The organism is Microbispora sp. NPDC046933, assembly GCF_040644635.1.
GTDB lineage: Bacteria > Actinomycetota > Actinomycetes > Streptosporangiales > Streptosporangiaceae > Microbispora.
In genome coordinates, this window is the sequence record NZ_JBEYWW010000003.1 from 42,142 (window position 1) to 65,048 (window position 22,907).

General features: G+C 71.4%; 17 protein-coding genes. 3 read left to right on the top strand and 14 right to left on the bottom strand.

All coding sequences use genetic code 11. The features are described from left to right. Positions 1 to 165: 165 nt before the first annotated feature. The 8 genes from ABZ857_RS04755 to ABZ857_RS04790 form a co-directional block, all read right to left on the bottom strand. On the bottom strand, positions 166 to 1,650 hold the full coding sequence (locus ABZ857_RS04755; protein ID WP_357037531.1) for a non-reducing end alpha-L-arabinofuranosidase family hydrolase: 1,485 nt from the start codon (positions 1,648 to 1,650) through the stop codon (positions 166 to 168). Positions 1,651 to 2,510: 860 nt separating this feature from the next. Further along, positions 2,511 to 2,879, bottom strand: coding sequence for a carbohydrate-binding protein (locus tag ABZ857_RS04760; RefSeq protein ID WP_357037534.1), 369 nt, complete (start codon positions 2,877 to 2,879; stop codon positions 2,511 to 2,513). After that, positions 2,848 to 4,032 carry a transposase gene (locus ABZ857_RS04765; protein WP_357037537.1) on the bottom strand — a complete coding sequence of 395 codons (1,185 nt, stop codon included), beginning with the start codon at positions 4,030 to 4,032 and terminating at the stop codon, positions 2,848 to 2,850. The genes ABZ857_RS04760 and ABZ857_RS04765 overlap by 32 nt, the downstream gene beginning before the upstream one ends. A 345-nt stretch (positions 4,033 to 4,377) precedes the next feature. Further along, positions 4,378 to 5,199 carry a carbohydrate ABC transporter permease gene (locus ABZ857_RS04770; protein ID WP_357037540.1) on the bottom strand — a complete coding sequence of 274 codons (822 nt, stop codon included), beginning with the start codon at positions 5,197 to 5,199 and terminating at the stop codon, positions 4,378 to 4,380. Beyond that, the gene (locus ABZ857_RS04775) at positions 5,196 to 6,176 is read right to left on the bottom strand and encodes a sugar ABC transporter permease (RefSeq protein WP_357037542.1); all 981 of its coding nucleotides are present in this window, start codon (positions 6,174 to 6,176) and stop codon (positions 5,196 to 5,198) included. The genes ABZ857_RS04770 and ABZ857_RS04775 overlap by 4 nt, the downstream gene beginning before the upstream one ends. Positions 6,177 to 6,239: 63 nt before the next feature. Next, positions 6,240 to 7,523, bottom strand: a complete 1,284-nt coding sequence (locus tag ABZ857_RS04780; RefSeq protein WP_357037545.1) for a sugar ABC transporter substrate-binding protein — start codon at positions 7,521 to 7,523, stop codon at positions 6,240 to 6,242. A 93-nt stretch (positions 7,524 to 7,616) separates the two neighbouring features. Continuing rightward, positions 7,617 to 9,347 (bottom strand): hypothetical protein, encoded by a 1,731-nt coding sequence (locus tag ABZ857_RS04785; protein ID WP_357037548.1) that lies wholly within the window; start codon positions 9,345 to 9,347, stop codon positions 7,617 to 7,619. 138 nt (positions 9,348 to 9,485) lie between these two features. Further along, complete coding sequence (locus tag ABZ857_RS04790) at positions 9,486 to 11,477, bottom strand: beta-L-arabinofuranosidase domain-containing protein (RefSeq protein ID WP_357037551.1); 1,992 nt, start codon at positions 11,475 to 11,477, stop codon at positions 9,486 to 9,488. A gap of 305 nt (positions 11,478 to 11,782) precedes the next feature. Between ABZ857_RS04790 and ABZ857_RS04795 the strand changes: the two genes are divergently transcribed. The 3 genes from ABZ857_RS04795 to ABZ857_RS04805 all read left to right on the top strand — a co-directional run bounded on the left by ABZ857_RS04795 (position 11,783) and on the right by ABZ857_RS04805 (position 14,711). Next, entirely contained in the window at positions 11,783 to 12,799 is a 1,017-nt protein-coding gene (locus ABZ857_RS04795) for a LacI family DNA-binding transcriptional regulator (protein ID WP_357037554.1), read from the top strand. A 131-nt stretch (positions 12,800 to 12,930) separates the two neighbouring features. Continuing rightward, positions 12,931 to 13,944 carry a permease gene (locus ABZ857_RS04800; protein ID WP_357037557.1) on the top strand — a complete coding sequence of 338 codons (1,014 nt, stop codon included), beginning with the start codon at positions 12,931 to 12,933 and terminating at the stop codon, positions 13,942 to 13,944. 5 nt (positions 13,945 to 13,949) lie between these two features. Beyond that, entirely contained in the window at positions 13,950 to 14,711 is a 762-nt protein-coding gene (locus ABZ857_RS04805) for a TIGR03943 family protein (protein WP_357038396.1), read from the top strand. Positions 14,712 to 14,789: 78 nt separating this feature from the next. Here ABZ857_RS04805 and ABZ857_RS04810 read toward each other — a convergent pair whose 3' ends face one another. The 6 genes from ABZ857_RS04810 to ABZ857_RS04835 form a co-directional block, all read right to left on the bottom strand. Then, positions 14,790 to 16,265, bottom strand: a complete 1,476-nt coding sequence (locus tag ABZ857_RS04810) for a salicylate synthase (RefSeq protein WP_357037560.1) — start codon at positions 16,263 to 16,265, stop codon at positions 14,790 to 14,792. 65 nt (positions 16,266 to 16,330) lie between these two features. Continuing rightward, on the bottom strand, positions 16,331 to 18,100 hold the full coding sequence (locus tag ABZ857_RS04815; protein ID WP_357037563.1) for an ABC transporter ATP-binding protein: 1,770 nt from the start codon (positions 18,098 to 18,100) through the stop codon (positions 16,331 to 16,333). Beyond that, on the bottom strand, positions 18,097 to 19,989 hold the full coding sequence (locus ABZ857_RS04820; protein WP_357037566.1) for an ABC transporter ATP-binding protein: 1,893 nt from the start codon (positions 19,987 to 19,989) through the stop codon (positions 18,097 to 18,099). Before ABZ857_RS04820 ends, ABZ857_RS04815 begins: the two co-directional genes overlap by 4 nt. Positions 19,990 to 20,048: 59 nt before the next feature. Next, a complete protein-coding gene (locus ABZ857_RS04825; RefSeq protein ID WP_357037569.1) occupies positions 20,049 to 20,777 on the bottom strand; it encodes a class I SAM-dependent methyltransferase in 729 nt (242 codons plus the stop codon). A gap of 25 nt (positions 20,778 to 20,802) precedes the next feature. After that, positions 20,803 to 21,642 (bottom strand): thioesterase domain-containing protein, encoded by an 840-nt coding sequence (locus tag ABZ857_RS04830; protein ID WP_357037572.1) that lies wholly within the window; start codon positions 21,640 to 21,642, stop codon positions 20,803 to 20,805. Then, positions 21,636 to 22,901, bottom strand: coding sequence for a cytochrome P450 (locus ABZ857_RS04835; protein WP_357037576.1), 1,266 nt, complete (start codon positions 22,899 to 22,901; stop codon positions 21,636 to 21,638). Before ABZ857_RS04835 ends, ABZ857_RS04830 begins: the two co-directional genes overlap by 7 nt. Positions 22,902 to 22,907: the final 6 nt, after the last annotated feature.

Consider the following 22,907-nt stretch of genomic DNA (forward strand, 5'->3'; position numbering starts at 1 on the left):
CCCACATTTTTTTGGCCGGCCCCCGCCCCCCGCGGGGGGGGCCCGGCCCCCCCCCCCCCCCCCGCCGCTCCAGCTCCACCGCTCCTGATCGCGCTCCCCGGTAAGGCTCACATACGCCTTCGCCGCGAACGTCAGGAACACCCGAGCCGGACCCGCGTCATGTCATCAGCGCTGCAGCGTCAGCAGACCCGGCCGGTAGGGCAGGAGGCCGTAGTCGCCGCCGGAGCTGGGGCTGCGACCCTGGTAGAGCAGCTGCAGGTTGCAGGGGTCAACGGTCTTGGTCTGGTCGGGGTTGCTGCGGACCAGATCGCCGTGGCTGATGTCGTTGGTCCAGGTGGCGCCGCTGTTGGCCTTGCCGGCGAAGGGGTTGCTCTCGGTCGCGGCCTGCGGCGTCCACGTGCCGTCCAGGCTGTTGGCCGTGAACGAGCGGAAGTAACGGCCCTGCGCGCCGATCGCCTCGACAATCATGAGGTACTTGTTCTGGCCCTGGAGCTTGTAGACCTCGACCGCCTCGAACAGGTTGTTCGTCGAGTCGCTCATGATCGTGGTGTAGTTCGAGCCGAAGCTGCCGGGGAAGTTCCCGATGGGCATGCTCTGCCGGTAGATCTTGCCGTTGTCCCCGGCGAAGAACAGGTACATGTTGTTGTTGTCGCCGATCAGCGTCTGGTCGATCGGCCCGGTGCCCGAGCCGGAGATGCTCGCGGTGGACAGCGTCTGCTGCGCCGACCAGCCGTTCGGGTTGGTGGGGTCGCTGGAGGTCCGGTAGGAGAAGGCGGTCCCGCCCCACTGGTAGGCGAGCACCCAGATGTTCTTGGGGGCGAAGTAGAACAGGGTGGGCGCGACGGTGCCGGAGCTCATCCCGGTCTGGGTGGCCGAGGCCATGTCGGACCAGTTCGTGAAGGGGCTGAAGGCCATCGAACCCCAGCTCGATCCGTTGTCGTGCGTCGTCGCGTAGACGAGGTGCTTGCCGTTGTAGACGACGTTGGTGAAGTCCTTGAGCGAGACCCACCCGGACTTCGGGGTCGCCAGCGGGCCCGTCGACGTCCAGCGGTACGTCGACGGAAGAGCGCACGTGCCGGTCGGCGACGGAGACGGCGACGGCGACGGCGATGGGGACGGGGACGAGGACGGAGACGCGCTGGGCGACTGCGTCGGGGAGGGGCTGGGCGAGCCCGGGCTGCCGGTGCAGGCCACACCGTTCAGGGAGAACGAGGTCGGCACCGGCGTGGAGCCGTTCGAGGAGCCGTTGAATCCGAAGTTCGTGCTGCCGCCGCTGGGGATGCTGCCGTTGTAGGAGACGTTCGTGGCGGTCACCGACGAGCCGGACTGGGTCTGGGTGGCGTTCCAGATCTGGGTGATCTGCTCGCCGGCGCCGAACGACCAGGTCAGCCGCCAGCCGTTGACCGCGTCACCGAGGTTGTTGATGGTGACGCTGGCGTTGAAGCCGCCCGGCCAGCTCGAACTGACGGTGTAGTCGACCCGGCAGGCGACGGCGGCCTGGGCGGGCTGTGTGACCAGCAGGCCGCCGGCTCCGGCCAGCAGGACCGGGATGGAGCCGATCACGAGGCCGCGGCGCGAGGCCCGCCGGGGCGGCGCCGCGGTCGTGACGGCGGAAGGGCGCGGTGACCGCGCTCGCCAGGGCAGACGCATCTGTCATTCTCCTCATCATCATGTCCGGCCGCCGTCAGGAGCTGGTGCCTGCGGGTAGCGGTCGGGGTGGCTGCGGTGCCGTTCGCGGTGAACCCGAAAGTCGTGGAGCCGCCGGCGGCGATGGAGCCGTTGCGGGAAAAGCGGACACGCGGAGGTCACCCCGCGCGATCGACGCCGCGTCCCGTGATCGGGGAACGCACACCACCAGGGCGTCGCGAACGGCGGCCCTCACCGCGCACCACCACATGGCAGGAGGAGGCCGCCTCGAGGACACAGTTTGGAAATCACGCCGAAATGTGTCAAGCCCCGCGAGAAAGTTTCAGAGTGACGCTCTCGCCGCCACGGGCGGCGAGCCCCGATAATGCCTGATGAGCCGCACGCCCGTCCGCCGCCCCTCCGTTGGGGCGAGGTGCCGCCCTTGACATCGCCTCTTCGTCTTGTATTGGCTCCGACCTGCCACCACAGCCACCTCGACAGAGAAGGAACCGCGACAGGCGCGAAATTGTTAGCGCTAACAGAGGACCTGCGGCCACCACCCGGTGGCCATCGTGCGGGGCGGTCCGGCGGACAGACACCACGTCCCTGGAGCCGCCCTCTCGGACAGTCACCGATGAGGAGGTTCACGGCGGCAAAGACGAACGTCCGGACGGTCGCCTTCGTCGGGTCGTGTCATCACCGGCGAAACCGCGGGCCGTCCGGTGCCCGCGCGCGGATACGTCACGTAGCCGATACCCCGGACCCACCCCGGCCGCGTACGGCCGCGGGGTGCGTCACCCGACCCCGACGGGCGTGCGGCCGACCGGCAGGCGCAGAGCCGGGCGCCTGGAGGACGCCCGGCCCGGGACATCGGCCGGCCGGCCTTATCCGATTCGCTTCCAGGGACCGTTCGGGTCGCCTGGGGTCTGGTTGCGGGTCCACCATCGTGCCTGGTAGACGATGCCCTGGTAGTCCGCCCGGTCGCCGGTGACGAAGATCCGTGACGGGGTCCACACGGCGGTGCCGTCCGCCGTGGTCACGATCTGCTGCCAGGGCCCGTACGGATCGCCGGGGGTTTGATTCTTCGTCCACCACGAGCCGCGCCAGCCGGATCCGTGGTAAGACACCTGGTCACCGGTGTTGTAGACCGTGCTGGCGGCCCACGCCGGAGGGTTGTCGATGACGGTGACTCCTCCGCTCCCTGAGGGGAGCGGCTTCTCGCTAGGCCGCTTGCGCAGCGTCGCGAAGGGCAAGCCCTGCCCTGAGAATGTTCTTGGCCGCGTTCACGTCGGCGTGCGCGGTGTGCTCGCACGCCTGGCATCGGAACTGGGCTTGGGTGAGGCGGTTGTCCTTCGCGCAGTGCCCGCACCGCGAGCAGGTGCGGGAGGTGTTGCGGGGATCAACCGCGATCAGCTCGCGACCGGCGCTTTCAGCCTTGTACGCGAGCACACGCAGGAACACCCCCCAACCCGCGTCCAGGATGCTCCGGTTCAACCCTGACTTGGCCGCGACGTTCCGCCCAGGCTGGGCGATCGTGCCGGCGGCCGAGCGGGTCATGTTCGCGATCCGCAGGTCCTCATGCACGATCACGTCATATGCGCGGACCAGGGTAAGCGCCGCCTTGTGCGCGCCGTCCAAACGCTGGCGGCGGACCTTCGCGTGCAGCGCCGCCACCCTCGCCACCGCTTTCCGCCGCCGTGTGGACCCGCGCCTGGTGCGGGCCAGAGCCCGCTGGGCCGCTCCCAGACGACCGGCGGACGCCTTCAGGTGGCGCGGGTTGGCCAGGGGGTCACCGTCGCTGGTGGTGACCAGCGATGCCACGCCCATGTCCACGCCCACGGCCGCGCCCGTCGCGGGCAAGGTCTCGGCGGGCACGTCGTCGCACGACAGGATCACGTACCAGCGGGAACCCTCCCGCTTGACGCTGATCGTCTTCACCCGGCCGCGCACCGGGCGGTGCTGGTGCACCCGGACATGCCCGATGCCCTGAAGGCGGACGAACGTCGCCGTGGGGTGCTCGGGCTGGCAGTCCCACCGGCAGCCGTCCCCGTCCTTCGGCCAGGTCACCGTGTCGAACCAGCCCCACCCCTTGAACCTGGGAAACCCGGGCGTGCGCCCGGCCTTCACCCGGCGGAAGAACGCCCCGAACGCCTTGTCCAACCGCCGCAAGGTGGCCTGCTGGGAGGAGAACGACCACCGGCCCTGACCGGCGGGGTCATCGGCACGGATGTGCTTCAACTCCCCAGACTGGTCACCGTAGCGAACCGTCACACCCGCCGTGCGGTAGGCCGTCCGCCGGTGCTCCAAGGCGGCGTTGTAGAGGACCCGGTGATCCTCAAGGCAGGCCGCCAGCGCGGCGGCCTGCTTGCCGGTGGGGCGCAGCAGGAACGTGAACGACCGGCGCACACCCACCTCCTACATTCAGTAATCAGATCACCACGCTACCGGAAGGTGCCGACAAAACCCGGAGGCAGGAAGCGCGGAATCACCGGTGAGCCAAAGCAGGCCGCGGATCAGCTCTTCACGGCGGGCCTTCACCCGGCCACCCAGAACGGGACGGCGGTCTTCGGACACCACACCACCTGGCACCCGAGGTCATACGCCACACCGGGGGAGGCCCGGCGCGTGGTGCGGGCAGAGGCGACGGCCCGTCGCCCCCGTCACCGCTCCTGTGGTGCGAGCGGGATCCGGACCCGCGTGGCTCCGTACGGCGAGGCCGGACGATACGAGTGGGGCATGCGGGGGGATTCCTCAGTCCTTGACGGCGCCGGCGGTGACGCCCGCGGCGACGTATCGCTGGGCGATGACGAGCAGCACCGTGGCCGGGATGGACGCGACGACCGCGGTGGCCATGATGGCGTTCCACTGCTGGTTGTTGTTGCCGATGTAGTGGTAGATGCCGAGCGTGATCGGCTGGTGGGCGCCGCCCTGGTCGAGCGTGCTGGCGAAGACGAAGTCCGACCAGGCCCACAGGAACGTGAACAGCGACACCGTGATGACCGAGTTGCGGGAGACCGGCAGCACGATCGACCAGAACGTGCGCAGCGCGCCCGCGCCGTCCACCCGGGCGGCCTGCAGCAGCTCCTCGGGGATGCCGGACATGAACGCGGTGAGGATCAGCACCGCGAACGGCACCGCCAGGGTGGAGTCGGCCACGATCAGCCCCGGCACCGTGTTCAGCACCCCGGTGCTCAGGTAGATCGCGTAGAAACCCATCGCCATGATCACGCCGGGGATCATCTGCGCGATCAGCAGCACGAAGCTCAGCACGCCGCCGCCGCGCGGCCGCAGCTTGGCCAGCGAGTACGCCGCGGGCGCCGCGATCACCAGCGTCAGGGCCACGGTGCCCAGCCCCACCACGAGACTGGTGGCGAGGTAGGGACCCTGCTGCTCCAGCACCGCGCGGTAGCCCTCCAGCGTCCCGTGGACCGGGAACCAGTACGGCGGCGACTTGCGCATGTCCTGGTCGCGGGTGAACGACACGTTGATCATCCAGTAGACGGGGAAGAGCATGAGCGCGGTGAACACCACGCCCAGGCCGGTCCGCCACCAGGTGCGCCGGGTCGCCGTCATGCCGCCCCCTGCCTTCGCTGCGTGCGGATGTAGACGAGGCCGAAGACCAGCGCGATCACGATGAGCAGGTTGCCGACCGCCGCGCCGGGCCCGAAGGAGGGCAGCAGGTTGCCGAAGCCGAGCCGGTACGACCAGGTGGCCAGCGTCGTGGACGCGTCGCTCGGCCCGCCCTTCGTCATGATCCAGATGATGTCGAACACCTTCAGCGTGTAGACCAGCCCGAGCAGCAGCGTGATCGCCGAGACCGGGCGCAGCAGCGGGAACGTCACCCGCCAGAACCGCTGCCAGCCGGTCGCCCCGTCCAGCGCCGCCGCTTCGTACACAGCCGAGGGGATCGCCTGCAGGCCGCTGTACAGCACCACCAGGTTGAACGGGATCCCGATCCAGATGTTGGCGATGGTCACCGACCACAGCGACCAGTCCGGGGACGTCAGCCAGTTCACCGGGCCGATCCCCACCGCCGAGAGCACCGCGTTGACCACGCCCGACTCGCTGTTGAGCATCCACGACCACGTCGAGGACGACACGATCAGCGGCAGCAGCCAGGGCACCAGGAACAGCGCGCGCAGGGTCGCCGACAGCCGGAAGTTCCTGGCGAAGAACACAGCCAGGGCGAGCCCGATGGTGAACTGGAAGGCCAGCGACACCACGGTGAACACCACCGTGTGCCACAGCGCCGGCCCGAACGTCGCGTCGCGGACGACCTTCGCGTAGTTGGCGAGCCCGGTGAACGGCGCGTCCCCCCGCACGAACGACCGCACCGTGTAGTCGCGCAGGCTGAGGTCGACGTTGCGGTACAGCGGATAGACGTAGAACGCGAGCAGGTAGACCACCACCGGCGCGAGGAACGCCCACGCCGCCCACCGGCCCGACCGCCGTACGGGCGCGCGGCGGGCGCCGCCGGTCTCCCGGGCGGGGGCCCCCTCCCGCCGGTTCTCCCCGGTGGGCGGGGCCGGCATCCGTGTTGCGTGTTTCATGCTTTCCTTCGTATGGACGACCAGGGCCGGGCCCGGAGACGGGCGCTCCGGGCCCGCGCGACGCTACTGGACGGCGCTCGCCGCCGTGGCCTGGGCGGCCGTCAGCGCCTCCTGCGGCGGCTGCGACCCGCTCAGCGCGGCCTGCATCGCCTTCCACATGGGCTCGGAGATCTTCGGGTACTTCGTGCCCAGGTTGTCGCTGGTGCGGCCCTTGGCCGCCTTGACCGCCTCCACCCACACCTTCAGCTCGGCGTTCTGCTCGACCTGCCTGGCCTGCACCGCTTCCGTGGGCGCGATGTACGACAGCGTGGTCGTGGTGGTCAGGGAGTTGCCGGTGCTCGCCAGGCACGTCACCAGCTTCTGCGAGGCGACGTATCGGGCGGCGTCCTTCTGCACGGGGACGCTGACGAACTCGCCGCCGGTCGGCGCGGGAGCCGTGCCGCCGTCCTTGCCGGGGATCGGGATGATGCCGTAGTCGAAGCCGGTCTTCTTGGCGTTGGCGAGCTGCCAGGTGCCGTTCTCGCCGAAGGCGAAGTCACCGGTCGCGAACTCCTGCCAGCTCGTCGTCTGGGTGTTGTTGATCACCGAGGTGGGTGCGTACCCCTTCTTCACCCAGTCGGTCCACAGCGAAAGCGCAGCCACGCCCTGCGGGGAGTCGAGCTTGGTGAGGTTCGCGCCGGAGCCCCAGAACCAGGGCAGGAACTGGAAGCTGCCCTCCTCGGTGCCGATCGCGGAGAACGTGATGCCCTTCTTGCCCGCCGCCTTCACCTTCTCCAGCGCCGCGGTCAGCGACGCCCAGTCCTTGATGCCGTCGGCCTCCACCCCGGCCTTCTTGAGGACGTCCTTGTTGTAGTAGAGGGCGAGGGTGTTGGCCCCGATCGGGATGCCGTACGTCTTGCCGCCGAGCTGGCCCGCCGCGAGCAGGTTCGGCGAGACGGCCGAGGTGTCGATCTTCGTCTCGTCGGTCGAGGTGAGCACCCCCGCCTCGGCCAGCGTCGAGACGACCGGGTTGTCCACGATCAGCACGTCGGGCGAGTTGCCCTGCTGGGCCGCCAGCAGCGCCTTGTTGGTCAGGTCGGTGGTGTCGTAACCGGTCCGCTTGACGGTCACGCCTGCCTGCGTGCCGCACTGGGTGAGCAGCTTCACCCAGTCGGAGGAGTCGTCGAACTGCGGGTAGGGGTCCCAGATCGTGTAGGTCCCTCCCCCGGCGGCCTGGCCCGCGCCCGCCGAGGCGCCACCACTGCCGTCACCCCCGGACGACCCGGAGCACGCGGTGAGACCGCCCGCGACGGCGAGGACCACCAGGCCCAGGCCGGCGGCGCGCCGGCCCCTGTCGAGGCTTTCCATATCGTTTTTCCTTTCGACGGCCGGCGTCCGGCCGATGTCATCTCGTTCACCGGCGCGGGTCCGCACGGTCAGGGTGCGAACCCGCGCGGCGGCTCAGGTGAGCTGGATGTAGTCCAGCTCGGCATAGCCGGTCCCGCCGCCGAAGTTGGGGGATCCCTTGGCGAGGCGGATCACGTTGTAGCCCGCCCGCAGGTTCACCGTGGTGCTGACCGTGGCGCCGAACTGGCCCCAGGCGGCGGTGGGCGGGTAGCTGACCGTCGTCCAGGCGCCGCCGTTGTACGCCAGCCCCTGCGTGGCGGTCGCCCCGGTGGCGTTGGCGTAGCCGATGGTCATCGTGTACGCCCGGGCCGTGGGCACGTTCACCACGAAGTCGACGTAGCTGTCCGTGGTGTGATCGCCGTTGTTGTTGTCGATGCGCCCGACGTAGCCGCCCTCGGACGCGCTGGAGCTGCTCAGCCGCTGGGCGCGGAAGACCGACGCGTTCTCCGCCTCGTAGCGCTGCTGGTAGGACGGCACACCGCTGACCGGCTGGATCACCAGGTTGTAGGCGCTGGTCGCCGACATGTTCGGCACCGGCACGCTGATCTGCCCGTTGCTCACGGCGTACGTGCTGGTCGAGATGGTCGTGGGCGCGGTCACGGCGGTGAACCGGCCGTTCGCGGGGGTCGACTGCAGCGTCACCTGGACCGAGGAGCCCAGTGCGCCGATGCCCGTGACGCGCACCGTGTTGGTGCCCGACTCGTTGCCGAAGACCACGTTGACGATCTTGCGGGTGGAGTCGTAGGAGGCGAAGCCGTCCAGCCCGGTCTGGGTGGCCGGGGTGGTGGTCACCATGCGGCCGGCCATGTCGCCGTACCACTTGTACAGCCACCAGGTGCCGGTGGGCTGGCTGTTGTTGACGACAAGCCCGTTCATGGTGCCGTATTCGTACCAGAACGCCCGGTGCGCCATCTCGACGCCGCCGCGCTCGAACTTGGCCACGTAACTGGCGATCCTGCCGGGGACGTCCACCTCGCTCGTCGCGGCGTACTCGTTGATCGCGATGCGCCGGGGGCTGATGCCGAGCGAGGACTCCAGGGAGCGGTAGTCGGCGATGTGCGCGGCGATGGCGCTGGGGTCGCCGCCCAACTCGTGCCAGCAGATGACGTCGGGCAGGGTGCCCGCGGCCTTGGCGCTGCTCAGGAACGACGACAACCAGGACCGGTTGTAGTAGGAGATGCTCGGGCCGACGATCGGCGTCGTGGTGTCCAGCGCCCGCACGGCCCGGTAGGTGCGCGTCCACCCGTCGTTGAACGGCCCGGCCGCGGAGGTGTTCCACGTCCCATCGGGCTCGTTCCACAGCTCCCAGCCGATGACGTTGGTCACCGAGGTCGCGTTGCGACGGGCCGCGACCATCGTGTTCACCTTGGCCAGCCAGTCGTTCCAGCTCACCCACTGATAGGGGAAGTTGGGGTAGATGTCCGGCATCCGGACGAACTCCCCGGCCCCGACGCGGGTGGCCTGCGGGGCCACGAGCAGCGAGTCACCGCCGGGGGGCTGACCGTTGGGCCTCTGCCCCACGCCGGGGGCGGGCTGCGTCAGCGAGTTGACCTTCAGCGGCAGCAGCGTGGAGTCGGCCGGGCGGCCGTTTTCCGCCAGGCCGTACAGGCCGCCGGCCGCGACGTGGGTGACGGGCCGGAAGGGCTGGGCGACGTTCACCGTGAGGGTGGCGCCCGCCGCCTCGGCGGGGCTCAGCGGGACGAGTGCCGCGGTCAGCGACACGGCCAGCGCGGACAGTGACACGGCCGGTGCGGGCAACAGGGTCGTGCGTCGGGGTCTGCGCATGTACTTACCTCGCTCTTTCTGTGCTCAGGTGGGGGGTAGAGCAGGAGGTGAAGCAGGGACCGCCCGCCCCGAAACCGGCGGCGCGCGCCGCGGGCGGTTCCCTCTGTCGCCGCGGGCCGTACGCTGCGGCCCGCGAGGTCATTCCGTGGCGGCGACCGGGATCCAGACCCGCATCGGGCCCTCGCTCCGGTTGCCCCACAGGAAGTACGGCACCGCGGTGAGCGTGAGCGGCGTGCCCGTCCGCTCCCGCCTGGCTCCGGCGGTGTACAGCGAGTCGCCTGCGTGGGCGACCAGCCCGCCCGCGGTGATCACGACCGGGATGTCCGGCAGGTCCTCGCGGTGGGCCGCCGTCATCTCGGCGGCAGGGTCCAGCCGCACGTCCTCCAGGACCGTGCCGGGCGGCAGGTCGGCCTGCTCCAGGCAGTACACGAGCGGGCCGCGGGCCAGCGCGACGCAGCCGCGCACCGCGTCCACCCGCGGATGCGCGGTCACCTGCCGGACCGGCATCTCCAGGTCGAGGACGACGGTCGTGCCCGGCGCCCAGGCCCGGGTGAGCCGGACGTAGCCGTCCTTGGCGGGGGCCATCACCGGGCCGCCGTCGATCAGGACCTTGTAGGCGTCGCACCAGGAGGGCACGCGGAGCGCGAGCGTCCAGGGGGTGCGGGTCTCGGAGGTCACGGTCAGCTCGATCCGGCCGTGCCAGGGGTATCCGGTGCGCAGGTCCACCCGTGCGGCGGCGCCCGCGACCTCGGCGTTCACGCTGCCTGAGGCGTACAGGTGAATCTGCACGCCCTCGTCGTCGGCCGTGGCCAGGTAACCGTGCAGCGAGGCCATCAGCCGGGCGATGTTCGGCGGGCAGCAGGCGCACGAGTACCAGGGCAGGCGGCTCGCCGTGGCCTCCTCGCCCGAGCTCGCGTGCCCGGTGCGCACCTGCAGGGGGTTGGAGTAGAAGAAGTGCCTGCCGTCGGACGACACGGCGGCGGCGAACGCGTTGTACAGCACCCGCTCCATCTCGTCGGCGTAGCGGGCCCGGCCGGTCGCCAGCAGCAGCCGCCAGTTCCACTGGAAGCTCGCGATGGCCGCGCAGGTCTCGCCGTAGGCCCGGTCGGGCGGCAGCTCGTAGGGGTCGCCGTACGCCTCCTCGCGGTGGCGCGAGCCGTGGGCGCCGGTGACGTAGGTGCGCCGGTGGAAGGCGTCGGCCCACAGGCGCTCGGCCGCGTCCAGCAGCGCCAGGTCGCCGGTCTCCACGGCCACGTCGACCATCCCCGCCAGTAGGTAGAGCTGGCGTACGGAGTGTCCGGTGACTTCGCGGGCTTCCCGTACGGGCACGTGGTCCTGGTAGTAGGCGGGCCCGAACCGCCCGTGGCCGAGCAGCCCCCGTCCGCGCAGGTCGAGGAACCGGCGCGCCAGGTCGAGGTAGGGCCGGCGGCCGGTCAGCCGGTACAGCTCGGCGAGCGCGGTCTCGATCTCCGGATGCCCGCAGACCTCCTCCACCCCGCCCGGGCCGAACCGTTCCACCAGCAGATCGGCGAACCGCTGGGCGACCGCCACCAGGCCCGGGCTCACCCCGGTGCGAGCCGCGGCCACCGCCGCCTGGAAGAGGTGGCCCGCGCAGTACAGCTCATGGCTCCAGTCGGGCTTGCGCCACCGCTCGTCCGGCGCGGCCACGGTGAAGTAGGAGTTGAGGTAGCCATCCGCCTGCTGGGCGCGGGCGAGCAGCGCCGTCGTGTCCTCCACGAACGACCGCAGCGCCCCGTCCCCGGACGAGGTGCCCAGCTCCCAGGCCGCGGCCTCCAGTGTCTTGTGGACGTCGGAGTCGGCGAACCACATGCCGGCGAACGCCTCGTCCGACTCGCCCGCCGCGGCGCGGAGGTTGCCGATGTTCCCGGCACGGTGCAGGTTGTCCACGCAGTGCGGCAGCGTTTCCTCGGCGTTGCGCCGCTGCCACCGCCCCAGCAGGCCGTCCGGGTCGAGCCGGGCGTGGTGCAGGCGCAGCGGCCACAGTGCGGCGACCGCCCCGGGCCCCGGCGCGACCGGCCCCGCGGAGCCGTGGAGGCCGGACGGGCCCGACGCCTGGATCGTCTGAACGCCGGGAGCGGCAGACGTGTCTGACAGCTTCTGCTCAGTCATGCCTCATCTTTCGTGGGACAGTGGACGTCCTTCACGCCACCGAGGGTTTCTCCTGCTCCCGGCGAGGAGCGTGGACAGTCCGCCGAGGCGGAGCCGCCCTGATACCTGCGAGCGAGAAGCCGGCCGGGGGCGTATCGCGAGCAGCGGAAAACAGGAAGGAAACGAGGAAAACGGTTGCCGTGAAACTATCCAACCGTGCTCCGGATCGTCAATAGCCTGTTTCGGCGTGGTTACAGTGACCCCGCGGTCGGACGCATCGCCTATAGAGTGGGAACCAGGAAACCCCTGAGGAAAGTGGAGGAAACGTGGGAAAGCTGGAGCGTCATGCCACGATCGCCGACGTCGCGGCGCTGGCCGGGGTGTCGGTGGGCACGGCCTCCAAGGCGCTCAACGGGCGCGGATCATTGCGTGAGGAGACCAGGATGCGGGTGCGGGAGGCGGCCCGGCAGCTCAGCTTCGAGGCCAACGCCGGTGCCCGGAGCCTGCACTCCGGCCGCACCTACACGGTCGGCATGATCACCACCGACACGATCGGCCGGTTCAGTATTCCCGTACTGATGGGCGCCGAGGACGCGCTGGGCGCCGGGGAGATGTCGGTCTTCCTGTGCGACGGGCGCGACGATCCCATCCGCGAGCAGTACTACGTCAAGACCCTCCTCAGCCGCCGGGTCGACGGCATGATCGTGACCGGTCGGCGCACCGAGGCACGGGCGCCCATCGGCGCCAACCTGCCTGTGCCCGTGGTCTACGCCTTCATCAGCTCCGCCGACCCGCAGGACTGTTCGGTGGTCCCGGACGAGGCGGGTGGCGCGCGCAAGGCGGTCGAGCATCTCCTGGCCGTCGGGCGCACCCGGATCGCACATGTCACCGGGCCCGAGCACCACAACTCCGCCCGGGTACGTGCGGCCGCGGCCACGGAGCGCCTCGCCGAGGACGGGCTGTCCCTGGTCGCTCCCCCGCTGTTCGGCGGATGGAGCGAGGTGTGGGGACGTCAGGCCGTCGGCATCCTCCTGGCCGGCCGGACCGAGTTCGACGCCGTCTTCTGTGGCAGCGACCAGATCGCCCGGGGCGTCTGCGACGCACTGCGGGCCGCCGGCCGCCGGGTTCCGCAGGACGTCGCCCTCGTCGGCTTCGACAACTGGGATGTCATGACCGAAGCCTGCCAGCCACCGCTGACCAGCATCGATCTGAACCTCGAAGGGCTCGGCCGTTCGGCGGCCGAGATGCTGCTGGCCGCCATCAACGGCTCTCCCTCCCCCGGCCGCCACGCCCACCCCTGCCGGCTCGTGGTGCGGGAGTCGACCACCATGCCACTCCCCTGACCGGCGCACGCGACGGAAACCCTTGTCCCCGCGGACACGGACCGGCATGAACGCGCGCGTCGTCCCTTCCCGATCGGGTCTCGTACGGCCGCCCGTGATCACCGCTGGAAGGTTCTGCCAGGATGAGGCGCATGTCGGAGCGGGTCGCAGTGGAGTCGTCGGCAGAGATACCACCCCCGGAATGGGGACGCAGATCGGCCGCACCTCCGGCGACGCCCTGGCTGTTCGCGCTCGTCGCCGCGCTTCTCGTCGTCGGCCGCCTGGTGCTGACCCCCCTGATCACGGCCCCGGCGCTGCGGACCTGGGCGACGGTCTTCGTGGCGATCTGCGTTCAGGCGCTGCCGTTCCTCGTCTTCGGCGTGCTGCTGTCGGCGGCCATCGCGGCCTTCGTCCCGCCGTCGTTCTGGACGAAGGCCCTGCCCCGCAACCCCTACGCCGCCGTCCCCGTGGCGGGGGCGGCCGGCGTGGTTCTGCCGGGCTGCGAGTGCGCCTCTGTCCCGGTGGCCTCGGGGCTGATGTCGCGTGGGGTCACCCCGGCGGCCGCGCTGGCGTTCCTGCTGTCGTCGCCCGCCGTCAACCCCGTGGTCGTGGTCGCCACGGCCGTGGCCTTCCCCGGACAGCCGATGATGGCCGCGGCCCGCTTCGCCGCCTCGCTCCTGGTGGCGGTCGCGGCCGGCTGGCTGTGGCTGCGCTTCGGCCGGGCGTCCTGGCTGCGGGTGCCCTCCCGCACGTTCCCCGGCGGCTCGAAGTGGGCCGAGTTCCGCGACGCCATGCGGCACGACCTCCTCCACGCGGGTGGGTTCCTGGTGGTCGGCGGGATCACCGCGGCCACGCTCAACGTGATCGTGCCCCGCGCGTGGCTGACCTCGGTTGCGGGCGTCCCGGTGCTGTCGGCGGTCGTGCTCGCGCTTCTCGCGGTCGTGCTGTCGATCTGCTCGGAGGCCGACGCGTTCGTCGCGGCCTCACTGACCGCGTTCTCCCCCACGGCGAAGCTGGCGTTCCTGGTCGTCGGGCCGATGGTCGACCTGAAGCTCATCGCCCTGCAGGCGGGAACCTTCGGCCGGGCCTTCGCGGTGCGGTTCGTTCCGCTGACGTTCCTGCTCGCCCTCGTGGTCAGCTCGGCGATCGGAGGAGTCCTGCTGTGAGCCGCATGTCCCAAAGTCTCGTGCTGACCCTGCTCGGCGGCGTCGTGCTCTGGATATCCGCCCTGACGACGTCGTACCTCAACTATGTGAAACCCGGCTTCCGTCCCTTCCTGCTCGCGGCGGGGGCGGTCGTCCTCGCCCTCGGGATCACCGGTCTCGTCCAGGAGTGGCGGCGTCCATACGCCGGCGCTCACGCCGGACACGTTCGCGAGGGGACGGGAGAGCACGCCGAGGGCCACGACCATTCACGGGCGCCGAAGGTGGGCTGGCTGCTCTGCCTGCCCGTCTTCGCGATCGCCCTGATCGCGCCTCCCGCGTTGGGCGCCTTCGCCGCCCGTACCGAGGACGGGCCGGCCCGGCCGCCGGCGACGGCCGGCTCCTATGTCCCGCTCTCCGGGGAGAAGATCATCCCGATGGCCGTGGGCGAGTTCATCGGCCGGGCCTGGGACTTCCGCGAGCGCACGCTCACCGGCAGAAAGGTCCGCCTGACCGGCTTCGTCGTACGGTCGAAGAGGAAGGACCGCTGGTACGTCACCCGCATGCAGATGAGCTGCTGCGCGGCCGACGCCATCGCCCTCAAGGTGGCCGTGCTCGGCGCCGCTCCGCCGCCCGACGACACCTGGGTCGAGGTGACCGGCGCCTGGGTCCCGCCGAGGTCTCGCGAGATCCCGAACGGCACAGTGCCCCATGAGACGACCACGGGGCCCCCGGAGATGACCGCCGTCCAGGTGACGGAAATCCCGCAGCCGAGCGAGCCGTACGAGTAAGCCGGAACACGCCCGCGCCCTTCTCCGCCTCGTCACGGCTCCAGTCCCACAGTCGAGTCGCCTGCGGCCACGACGAAACTAGCGCGAATCGCCCACAAGTCGATGAAAGCGCACGTACGGGACGACGCTCCGCAACTTCTCGCACGTCTCTTCGTATTCGCGCTCAGGGGCGGACTGCCCCATCACTCCGGCTCCGGCACGGAGCCAGGTGCGCTCCCCCCTGCCGAGCAGCGTCCGCAGGACCAGCGCGGCATCGAGTGAGCCGTCCGTCCCCACCCGGAACACCGCACCGCCGTAGAGCCCCCTGGGCTCCACCTCATGCCGGGTCAGGGCGGTGAGGGCGGCGGCTCTCGGCACACCGGTGGCCGTGATGGCCGGGAAGAGGGCCGCGAACGCCTGCCAGGGGCCGACGACCTCCTCCAGGCTCCCGGCGACCCGGGAGGCGAGATGCTGCACAGAGCCACGCTCCTTGACCGTCATGAACTCCTCGACGATCACCGATCCGCGCCTGCAGATCGACTCCATCTGCTCGCAGGCGAGACGTACGGAGATCGCGTGCTCGTGCACCTCCTTCGCGTCCGTGAGGAGCTCACGGCGCAGACGCTCGTTCTCCTCCGGGTCCGGCCCCAGAGCGCGGGTCCCCGCGAGTGGCTGGGTGGAGACGCGCCCGCTCGGGTCGACCTCGACCACGGTCTCGGGACTGAAGCCGGCCGCCCGCCAGCCGCCGAGGTTCAGCAGGAAGGATCGCGCGGGGGTGTTCGCCCGGCGGCCCGCGAGGTACGAGGCGGCGAAGTCCGGCACGCCGCCAGGAGGCAGCGGCACGGCCCGTGAGAGGACGGCCTTGCCGACGAGGCCCGCGTGGATGTCGGCGACGCCGCGGGCGACCGCCTGCCGGTAGGCGGGCCCGCCCGCGGCGATGAGCTTCTCGGCATCAAGCAGATCAAGCAGATCAGGCATCTCGGGCAGCTCGGACGGATCAGGCAGCTCGGGCAGCGCCGGAAGGGCCGGAAGGGCCGCCGCCTCGGCGTCGGGCGCTGCCGCGTCCGCGAGGAGGGCGCACACCCTCCTGGTCCAGGCGTCGCCGATCGCGCGCACCTCGGCCTTCCCCGGGCGCAACGCGACCTCGACGCTGGGCACGACGAGGTGCAGGAGCGGCTCGGCCCCCGCTTCGGCGGGGTCGCCGTGGAGCATGTGGGCGAGCTCGAAGGCGGCCCACCCGTACAGATGACGGTCTGCCGCGCCGGGCTGCCCCAGCGCCGCGACCGCGTCGGCGACCGGGTCCAGCGGCGGGCCGTCGACGGGCACGGTCCAGGAGCGGCCGCCGGCGCGGGCGACCACCCGCGCCGCGTCCACGGTGAGCGTGACGGCGCCTCCCGCGGCGAAATACCAGATCCCGGCCTGCTCATAGACCACGTGTTCCTCGTCGAGTCCGGCCCGGGCGAGCCGTACCGCCGCGGCGGCCGGGTCGTCGGGGGCGTCGTGGACAGCCGAGGGCCCGAGGGCGGGCACCGCCCGTGCCCAGTCCGCCCACATCGTGGCCGGTTCGATGCTCATCGTCGTGCTCCTTGTCATGCGGGCGCCGTCGGCGCCGCAGGTCGTGCTTGTCGGGGCGGGCAGGTTCATCGAGCGGGCTCCAACCGCCATCCCTCGGCCCTGCCGCGCTGGTCCCAGAAGGCGGCGTAGGTGCCGCCCAGAGCCATCAGCTCGTCGTGCGTGCCGCGTTCGGTGATCCGCCCGCCTTCCACGACGAGCACCTGCTCGGCGGCGAGCACCGTGCTGAGCCGGTGTGTGATGACGAGCAGCGTCTTCTCCGCGGCCAGCGCCCGCACGGCCGATGTCAGCACCGCCTCGCTTTCGTGGTCGAGAGCGGCGGTCGCCTCGTCGAGCACGAGGATCGGCGCGTCCTTGAGGAGGGCCCGGGCTATGGCGACACGCTGGCGCTGGCCGCCGGACAGGGCGGTTCCGCCTTCTCCGACCACTGTCGACCAGCCGTCGGGCAGCGTCCGGACCACCTGGTCCAGCCCGGCCAGGGTGGCCGCACGGTGGAGCGCCTCCTCGCTCGCCTCCGGGTCGCCGACCCGCACGTTGTCTTCGATCGTGCCCTCGAAGAGGTAGACGTCCTGGAAGACGATCGAGACCGACGCGGCCAGATCCTCGGGAGAGATGTCCCGCACGTCGACGCCGCCGATGCGTACGGTGCCCCCCGTCGTGTCCCAGAAGCGGGCCAGCAGGCGGGCGACCGTGGTCTTCCCGGCTCCGGACGGGCCGATGAGCGCGGTCATGCCGCGCTCGGGGAGGCGGAAGCTCACGTCGGCGAGCAACGGGTCCCGCCCCCCTGCGGACGGCTCCTCCCCCACCGGCGGGTTCCGCGGGTAGTCGAAGCTCACCTGATCGAACTCCACCTCGGCCCCGTCGGGCAGCTGCGGCTCGGCGGGCCGGGGAAACGGGCGTGTGTCGAGCACGGCGCGCAGCCGCAGGAGGCTGCCCCGCGCGATCCGCATCCCGGCACCGAGATCGGCCGCGGTGGACACGCTGTCGGTGAGCCTGCCGACGAGCACCAGCAGGGCGGGCATGGTCGCGACGTCCAGGGAGCCGTCCAGCGTCCACGACACCGACAGGGCCAGCAGCAGCGCGAAGACCATCCGGGCGGCGAAGGCGAAGGACACGAGCCCGGGGGTGCCGCGCTGGATGAGCCGGCGGTCCCCCCGGGCCTCCCCCACCAAGGCGTCGTCGAGCGCGCCGTAGCCTTCGGCCGTCCTGCCGAACGCTCGCAGCACCGGCTGGTTCCGCACGAACTCCAGGACGCGGTCGGCCGACTCCGCGATGGCGCCGTCGCGGCCGTCGTCCAGGCTGCGTACGACGGAGGTGCTCCACAGGTGGACCGCCAGCAGCACGGGCGCGCACAGCACCAGCACGAGCGCGACCCGCGTGTCGAGGAAGAGGCTCGCCACGACGATGGTGACCGGCGTCAGCACCGAGGTGATCAGCGGGCGCAGCAGGTGGGCCGGCATGTTCATCACCTGGATGACGTCCTGCCCGGCCAGCCTGCTGAATTCAGCGGCCCGCCCGGCGGTGAACCAGCCGAGAGGCAGGTCCAGAGCGTGCTCGGCGAGACGCCGGTGCAGCACGCGAGACAGCTGGGAGCCTGCGGCGAAACCGCGGCCGAGACCGATCGCCTGCACGATCGCATATCCGAGCGAACAGATCACGAGAGCGGTGAGCCACGGCCAGGCATCGCCGGAAGCGTCACCGAGCAGGGCCCGCAGGAGGGGCACCAGGAGGGCGAAGGCGACGCCCTGGAGGACGGCGGCACCGGCCTGCACGGCGAGAAGGCGGTTCAGCGGGCGCGATCCTTCGGATCCGAGCACACGGTGGAGATCACGGATCATCGCGGGGTTCCCTCTCGTGCGTCGCCGGATCGGCCGCGGCCGGCCGGAGCCGGAACGGCCGCCTCGTCACCCGTCACGTCTCGTCCGGTGGACTGTGCCTTCCATTCGGTGGACTGTGCCTCTCGTCCGGTGGACTGTGCCTCTCGTCCGGTGGACTGTGCCTTCCACAGGGAGGCGTAGCGCCCGCCCGCGTCCAGCAGCTCCTCGTGTCCGCCCCGCTCGGCGACGCGCCCGCCGTCGAGCACGACGATCTGGTCGGCGTGGCGGATCGTCGACAGCCGATGCGCGATGACGAGGACCGTACGGCCGGCGGCCAGCGTCGACAGCGCGCTCTGGATCAACGCCTCGGAGTAGGGGTCGGCATGCGCCGTCGCCTCGTCCAGGACGAGCACGGGAGTGTCGGCCAGCAGGGCGCGGGCGATGGACACACGTTGCGCCTCCCCGCCGGAGAAGGTGACCCCGGTGCCGACCTCGGTGGCGTAGCCGTGGGGCAACGCGGCGATCCTGTCGTGGATCTGGGCGGCACGCGCGGCCCGTTCGACCTCCTCGTCGGTGGCGGTGGGACGGCCGAGACGGATGTTGTCGGCGACGGAGGCACGCAGCAGCCGCACGTCCTGCAGGACGAAGCCGACATTTCGGTAAAGGCAGGCGGATGACATGTCGCGGACGTCGACGCCCCCGATGGTCACGGCCCCGGCCGTCACGTCCTGGAAACGGAGCAGCAGGGAGGCGAGGGTGGACTTCCCCGATCCGGAGGGTCCGACGAGCGCGGTGATCGTGCCCGGCTCGAGGTCGAGATCGACGCCGCTCAGCACGTCGGCGTGCCCGTCGTAGGAGAAGGAGACGCCGCGCATCGACACGCGGGACCCCCGCGGGGTGAGGGGCGTCTCGGTCCGCGGCAGGGCCGGCATGCCGAGCAGGGCGGAGATCCGGGCCGCCGCCGCCTGGCCGGCCCTGATCTGCTGGACCCGGGTGCCGACCACGCTCATCGGGGCGGCGACAGCAGGCCCCAGCAGCATGAACGGGACGAGGTCCGCGCCGGTCATCCACCCGTTGGTCACGAGCACAGTGCCGGCAGTGGCCGGCAGGAGCAGCACGAGCACCGGGGAGACGACGAGCAGGGCTCCGGTGGAGGTGACCAGGGTGGTCCGGACCCAGGTGGTGAAGAAGTCGGCGAAGCCGTCGGTCGCCGCGAGGAACCGGTCGTGGCCCCCGCGTCCCCGGCCGAAGGTCTTCAGCACCGCGATGCCGGTGACGTACTCGACCGCGGTCGAGGAGATCCGGCCGACGGCCGCGCCGTACTCGGCCATCTGGGCCGCCGCCCCGGACATCGCCCGGCCGAACAGGTGGGCGCCGAGGGCGAGCGGCACGATGCCGAGCAGCGCGAGGCGCCAGTCGACGGCGAACAGATACACCAGCGCCGCGGCGGGCGCGACGAGCAAGGCCGTCACGTCGAGCAGGGTGTGGGCGACGAGCGTGTGGAGTGCGCGGACGTCGTCCTGCGCGGCTTGCTTGATCTGACTCGCGCCTCCGGTGCTGATCCAGCCCAGCGGCAGGCCGCCGGCGTGGGCGGCCAGCCGCCGGCGGAGGGCGAGTTGCAGGTCGTTGTCGGCGATGTGGCTGACGAACGCCGCCGCCGAGCCCAGCACGAGGGCGGCGAGCCCGGAGACACAGGCCACGGTGACCAGGAACCACAGGTCGTCGGCCTGGGGACGGGAGTCGCCGGTGAGCCGGACGGCGATCCGCGCCACGGCCACGAAGGGAATCACTCCCGCCACCGCCGCGGCGGCCTGGAGGACGACGGCCGTCATGAGGCGGCCCCGGACCTGGCGGAGGAGGCCGCGCAACGGAGGCGGCGAGGTGTCGCCCGGCGCGGAGGGCCGGTGCACGACCGGAAGTGAGGGCTGATGTGGCGGCTGATGTGAGGGCTGATGTGAGGGCTTTCGCATCACTTGACGAGAACTCCGATCTCGGGAATGGCCTGCCCGGCCGCCTCGGTGACGCGGCGGCTGGTCATCCCGGCCTCACGGGCGAGACGGGCGACGTCGAAGGTGTGCCAGATGTAGTCGTCGGCGACCTCGCGTACGGTCCGGCCGTCCCGGAGCACCTTCCAGGTGGTGGTGAAGCGCATGGCGTCGCCGTGCGCGGGCTCGCCGCCGATCCACCACTCGTAGGTCTGGCGGCCGATGGTCTCCCGCAGGGACATCACGGGCGGGATGACACGCGGCGAGGACACGCCCATGAGCTCGACGACGATGAGGCCGCCGTCGGGCAGCCTCTCGGACAGCCGCCGCCACAGCGAGCCCCGCTCGGCGGGGGTGAGGTGCCCCGCCACCCCGAAGATCACAACCGCCGAGAGCCGATCGGGCAGTTCCAGGTCCTGCGCCGAGCCGTCGACGACGGTGACACGGCGGCGCAGGTCCGCATCGCGCGCGATCCGCGAGGTGAGCACGGCGCGCATGGTGGCGGACGGCTCGGCGGCGACGATGTCCGCCTCGGGCAGCGCGGAGGCGATGACCTCGGTGATCCGGCCGGTGCCGGCGCCGATCTCCAGCACGGGCCCGTGCGAGACGTCGACGTCGGCGAGCACCCGGGTGAGGGGCGGCCCGCTGCTGGCCGTGTGGCGGGTCGCGACCATCTCGTAGAACTCGGCGGACGGCGAGTAGTAGTCGATCATGATTACTCCTGGTCGTGGCCGGTGGTCAGGGGGTGCTCGGCCAGGTCTGACCGTTCGGTGCGAGCGACGGGTCCAGCCGGCGCAGGACCGACGCGACCACCTCTCGTCTCCGGCGGTTGAGGTAGAAGTGGTCCCCCGGGAACACGTGCGTCTCGGTGCCCGCGGTGGTCAGGTCCGCCCACCCTCCGGCCCGCTCGTTCACCGTCTCGAGCGGCAGCTCCGGGTCCGCGTCCCCGGTGAACACGTCGATCGGGCAGTGCAGCGGAGCGTGGCGCCCAGGACGGTAGGTCTCGATGAGGCGGTAGTCGCCCCGCACGCACGCGAGCACCACCGCGCGCAGACCGGGATCGGCCAGCACCTCCCCCGTGGTGCCGCCGAGCCGCTCGAGTTCCCTGCGGAGGGCCTCGTCCGGCTGCCGGTGGACCTCGCCCGTGGGCGCGGTCCCCGGAGCCGCGCGGCCCGAGGCGAACAGCCGGCGCGGCTCGGGAGCCCCCCGCCGGCGCAGCTCCAAGGCCAGCTCCCAGCCGACGGCCGAGCCCATGCTGTGGCCGAACAGCGCGTATGGGCGGTCGAGAACCGGCCGCAGGTCGTCGGCGATCCCCGCGACCAGATCCGCCATGTCGTCCACCATGGGGTCGTCGAAGCGGTCCTCCCGGCCCGGGTACTGAACGACGAGGAGCTCGACCTGCGGCGGAAGCAGTGCCGCCCACGGCCGGTAGGAGCCGGCGCCGCCTCCGGCGTGCGGAAGGCAGACCAGGTGCAGACGGGCGGCGGGGCGGGGGCTCCAGCACCGGAGCCATGGCCCGAGCCGCCCCGCGCCCGGTCGTGCGCCCCGGTCTTCCCGGGAGACCCACGCGTTCACCACGTCACCGGCATCCGTTCGACGCCGAACGTCGCCGACTCGTGCTTGAACTCGACCTCCTCGTACGGCACCGCCAGGCGGAGCGTCGGAATACGGCGGATCAGCGTCTCCAGGGCGACTTCCATCTCCAGCCTGGCCAGGTGCTGGCCGATGCACTGGTGCACCCCGTAGCCGAAGGCGACGTGGTGGTTGTCCGGGCGGTGGAAGTCGACGCGGCCGGGGTCGGGGAACCGCTCGGGGTCGTGGTTGGCCCCGGCGAGCAGGCCGATGACGCCGTCGTCGGCGGGGATGACGTGGCCGGAGATCTCGATGTCCTGGGCGGCGACCCGCAGCGGGATGGAGTCGGCGATCGACAGCACCCTCAGGAGCTCGTCGACGGCGGCCGGCATGAGGGAGGGATCGGCACGCAGTTCCCGCGCCAGCTCGGGGTGCCGGATGAGCAGCAGCGCGCTCAAGGCCAGCATGTTCGTGCTGGTCTCGCGCCCGGCGTTGATGGTGATGCCGACGGTGGACAGCAGCTCGTCCAGGGTGATGTCACCGGTCTGCAGGTGGTCGGCGACGAGCTTGGACAGCAGGTCGTCGCGGGGCTGTTCCCGGCGCTGCGCCACCAGGCCGGAGATCAGTGTGAACAGGCCGCCGAGCGCCTCCGCGACCTGCTCGGCGGTGCTGGCGCGGGAGCCGGAGACGCGGGTGACGTCGCGGAAGAACTCGAGGTTCTCCCTGGGGATGCCCAGCAGCTCGCAGATGACCGAGGTGGAGACGGCGTTGGCGTAGGCGGGCACGAAGTCGACGGGTCCCCCCGACGCGAGCATGGCGTCGATGAGGTCGTCCACGATGGCCTGGACGGCGGGCCGCATGGCGCGGGTCTTGCGCACGGTGAATTCGGGGAGCAGCATCCGGCGGTAGCGCGTGTGCTCCGGGGCGTCGGTGCGGATGAAGGGCCGCAGCCGCGCCCCGACCTCCTGTTCGCCCTCGCCGAGCGCGGGAAAGCCGGCGCGGCGGATGTCGGCGCTGATGCGGGGATCCGCCAGAAGTTCCCGCACGTCCTCGTAGCGGGAGACCACCCAGGCCTCGCGTCCCGTGGGCAGGGTGACCCGGGCGACGGGCTCCTCGGCGCGCAGGCGTGCGTAGTCCTCGGGCGGAGCGAAGGGGCAGCCCCGCCGCATGGGGAAGTCGCGGGGCCGGGCCGTACGGGGTGCGGAGTCCGCGTGGTCTCCCGCGCCGGAAGGACCGGAAGGGCCGGAAGGGATGGTCGTGCTCATGGGGTC

Bases quoted from the DNA above. Each gene is read 5' to 3' on its own strand.
- ABZ857_RS04755 (WP_357037531.1), bottom strand. From the start codon at position 1,650: ATGCGTCTGCCCTGGCGAGCGCGGTCACCGCGCCCTTCCGCCGTCACG.
- ABZ857_RS04770 (WP_357037540.1), bottom strand. From the start codon at position 5,199: ATGACGGCGACCCGGCGCACCTGGTGGCGGACCGGCCTGGGCGTGGTG.
- ABZ857_RS04775 (WP_357037542.1), bottom strand. From the start codon at position 6,176: ATGAAACACGCAACACGGATGCCGGCCCCGCCCACCGGGGAGAACCGG.
- ABZ857_RS04780 (WP_357037545.1), bottom strand. From the start codon at position 7,523: ATGGAAAGCCTCGACAGGGGCCGGCGCGCCGCCGGCCTGGGCCTGGTG.
- ABZ857_RS04785 (WP_357037548.1), bottom strand. From the start codon at position 9,347: ATGCGCAGACCCCGACGCACGACCCTGTTGCCCGCACCGGCCGTGTCA.
- ABZ857_RS04790 (WP_357037551.1), bottom strand. From the start codon at position 11,477: ATGACTGAGCAGAAGCTGTCAGACACGTCTGCCGCTCCCGGCGTTCAG.
- ABZ857_RS04800 (WP_357037557.1), top strand. From the start codon at position 12,931: ATGTCGGAGCGGGTCGCAGTGGAGTCGTCGGCAGAGATACCACCCCCG.
- ABZ857_RS04805 (WP_357038396.1), top strand. From the start codon at position 13,950: ATGTCCCAAAGTCTCGTGCTGACCCTGCTCGGCGGCGTCGTGCTCTGG.
- ABZ857_RS04810 (WP_357037560.1), bottom strand. From the start codon at position 16,265: ATGAGCATCGAACCGGCCACGATGTGGGCGGACTGGGCACGGGCGGTG.
- ABZ857_RS04815 (WP_357037563.1), bottom strand. From the start codon at position 18,100: ATGATCCGTGATCTCCACCGTGTGCTCGGATCCGAAGGATCGCGCCCG.
- ABZ857_RS04825 (WP_357037569.1), bottom strand. From the start codon at position 20,777: ATGATCGACTACTACTCGCCGTCCGCCGAGTTCTACGAGATGGTCGCG.
- ABZ857_RS04835 (WP_357037576.1), bottom strand. From the start codon at position 22,901: ATGAGCACGACCATCCCTTCCGGCCCTTCCGGTCCTTCCGGCGCGGGA.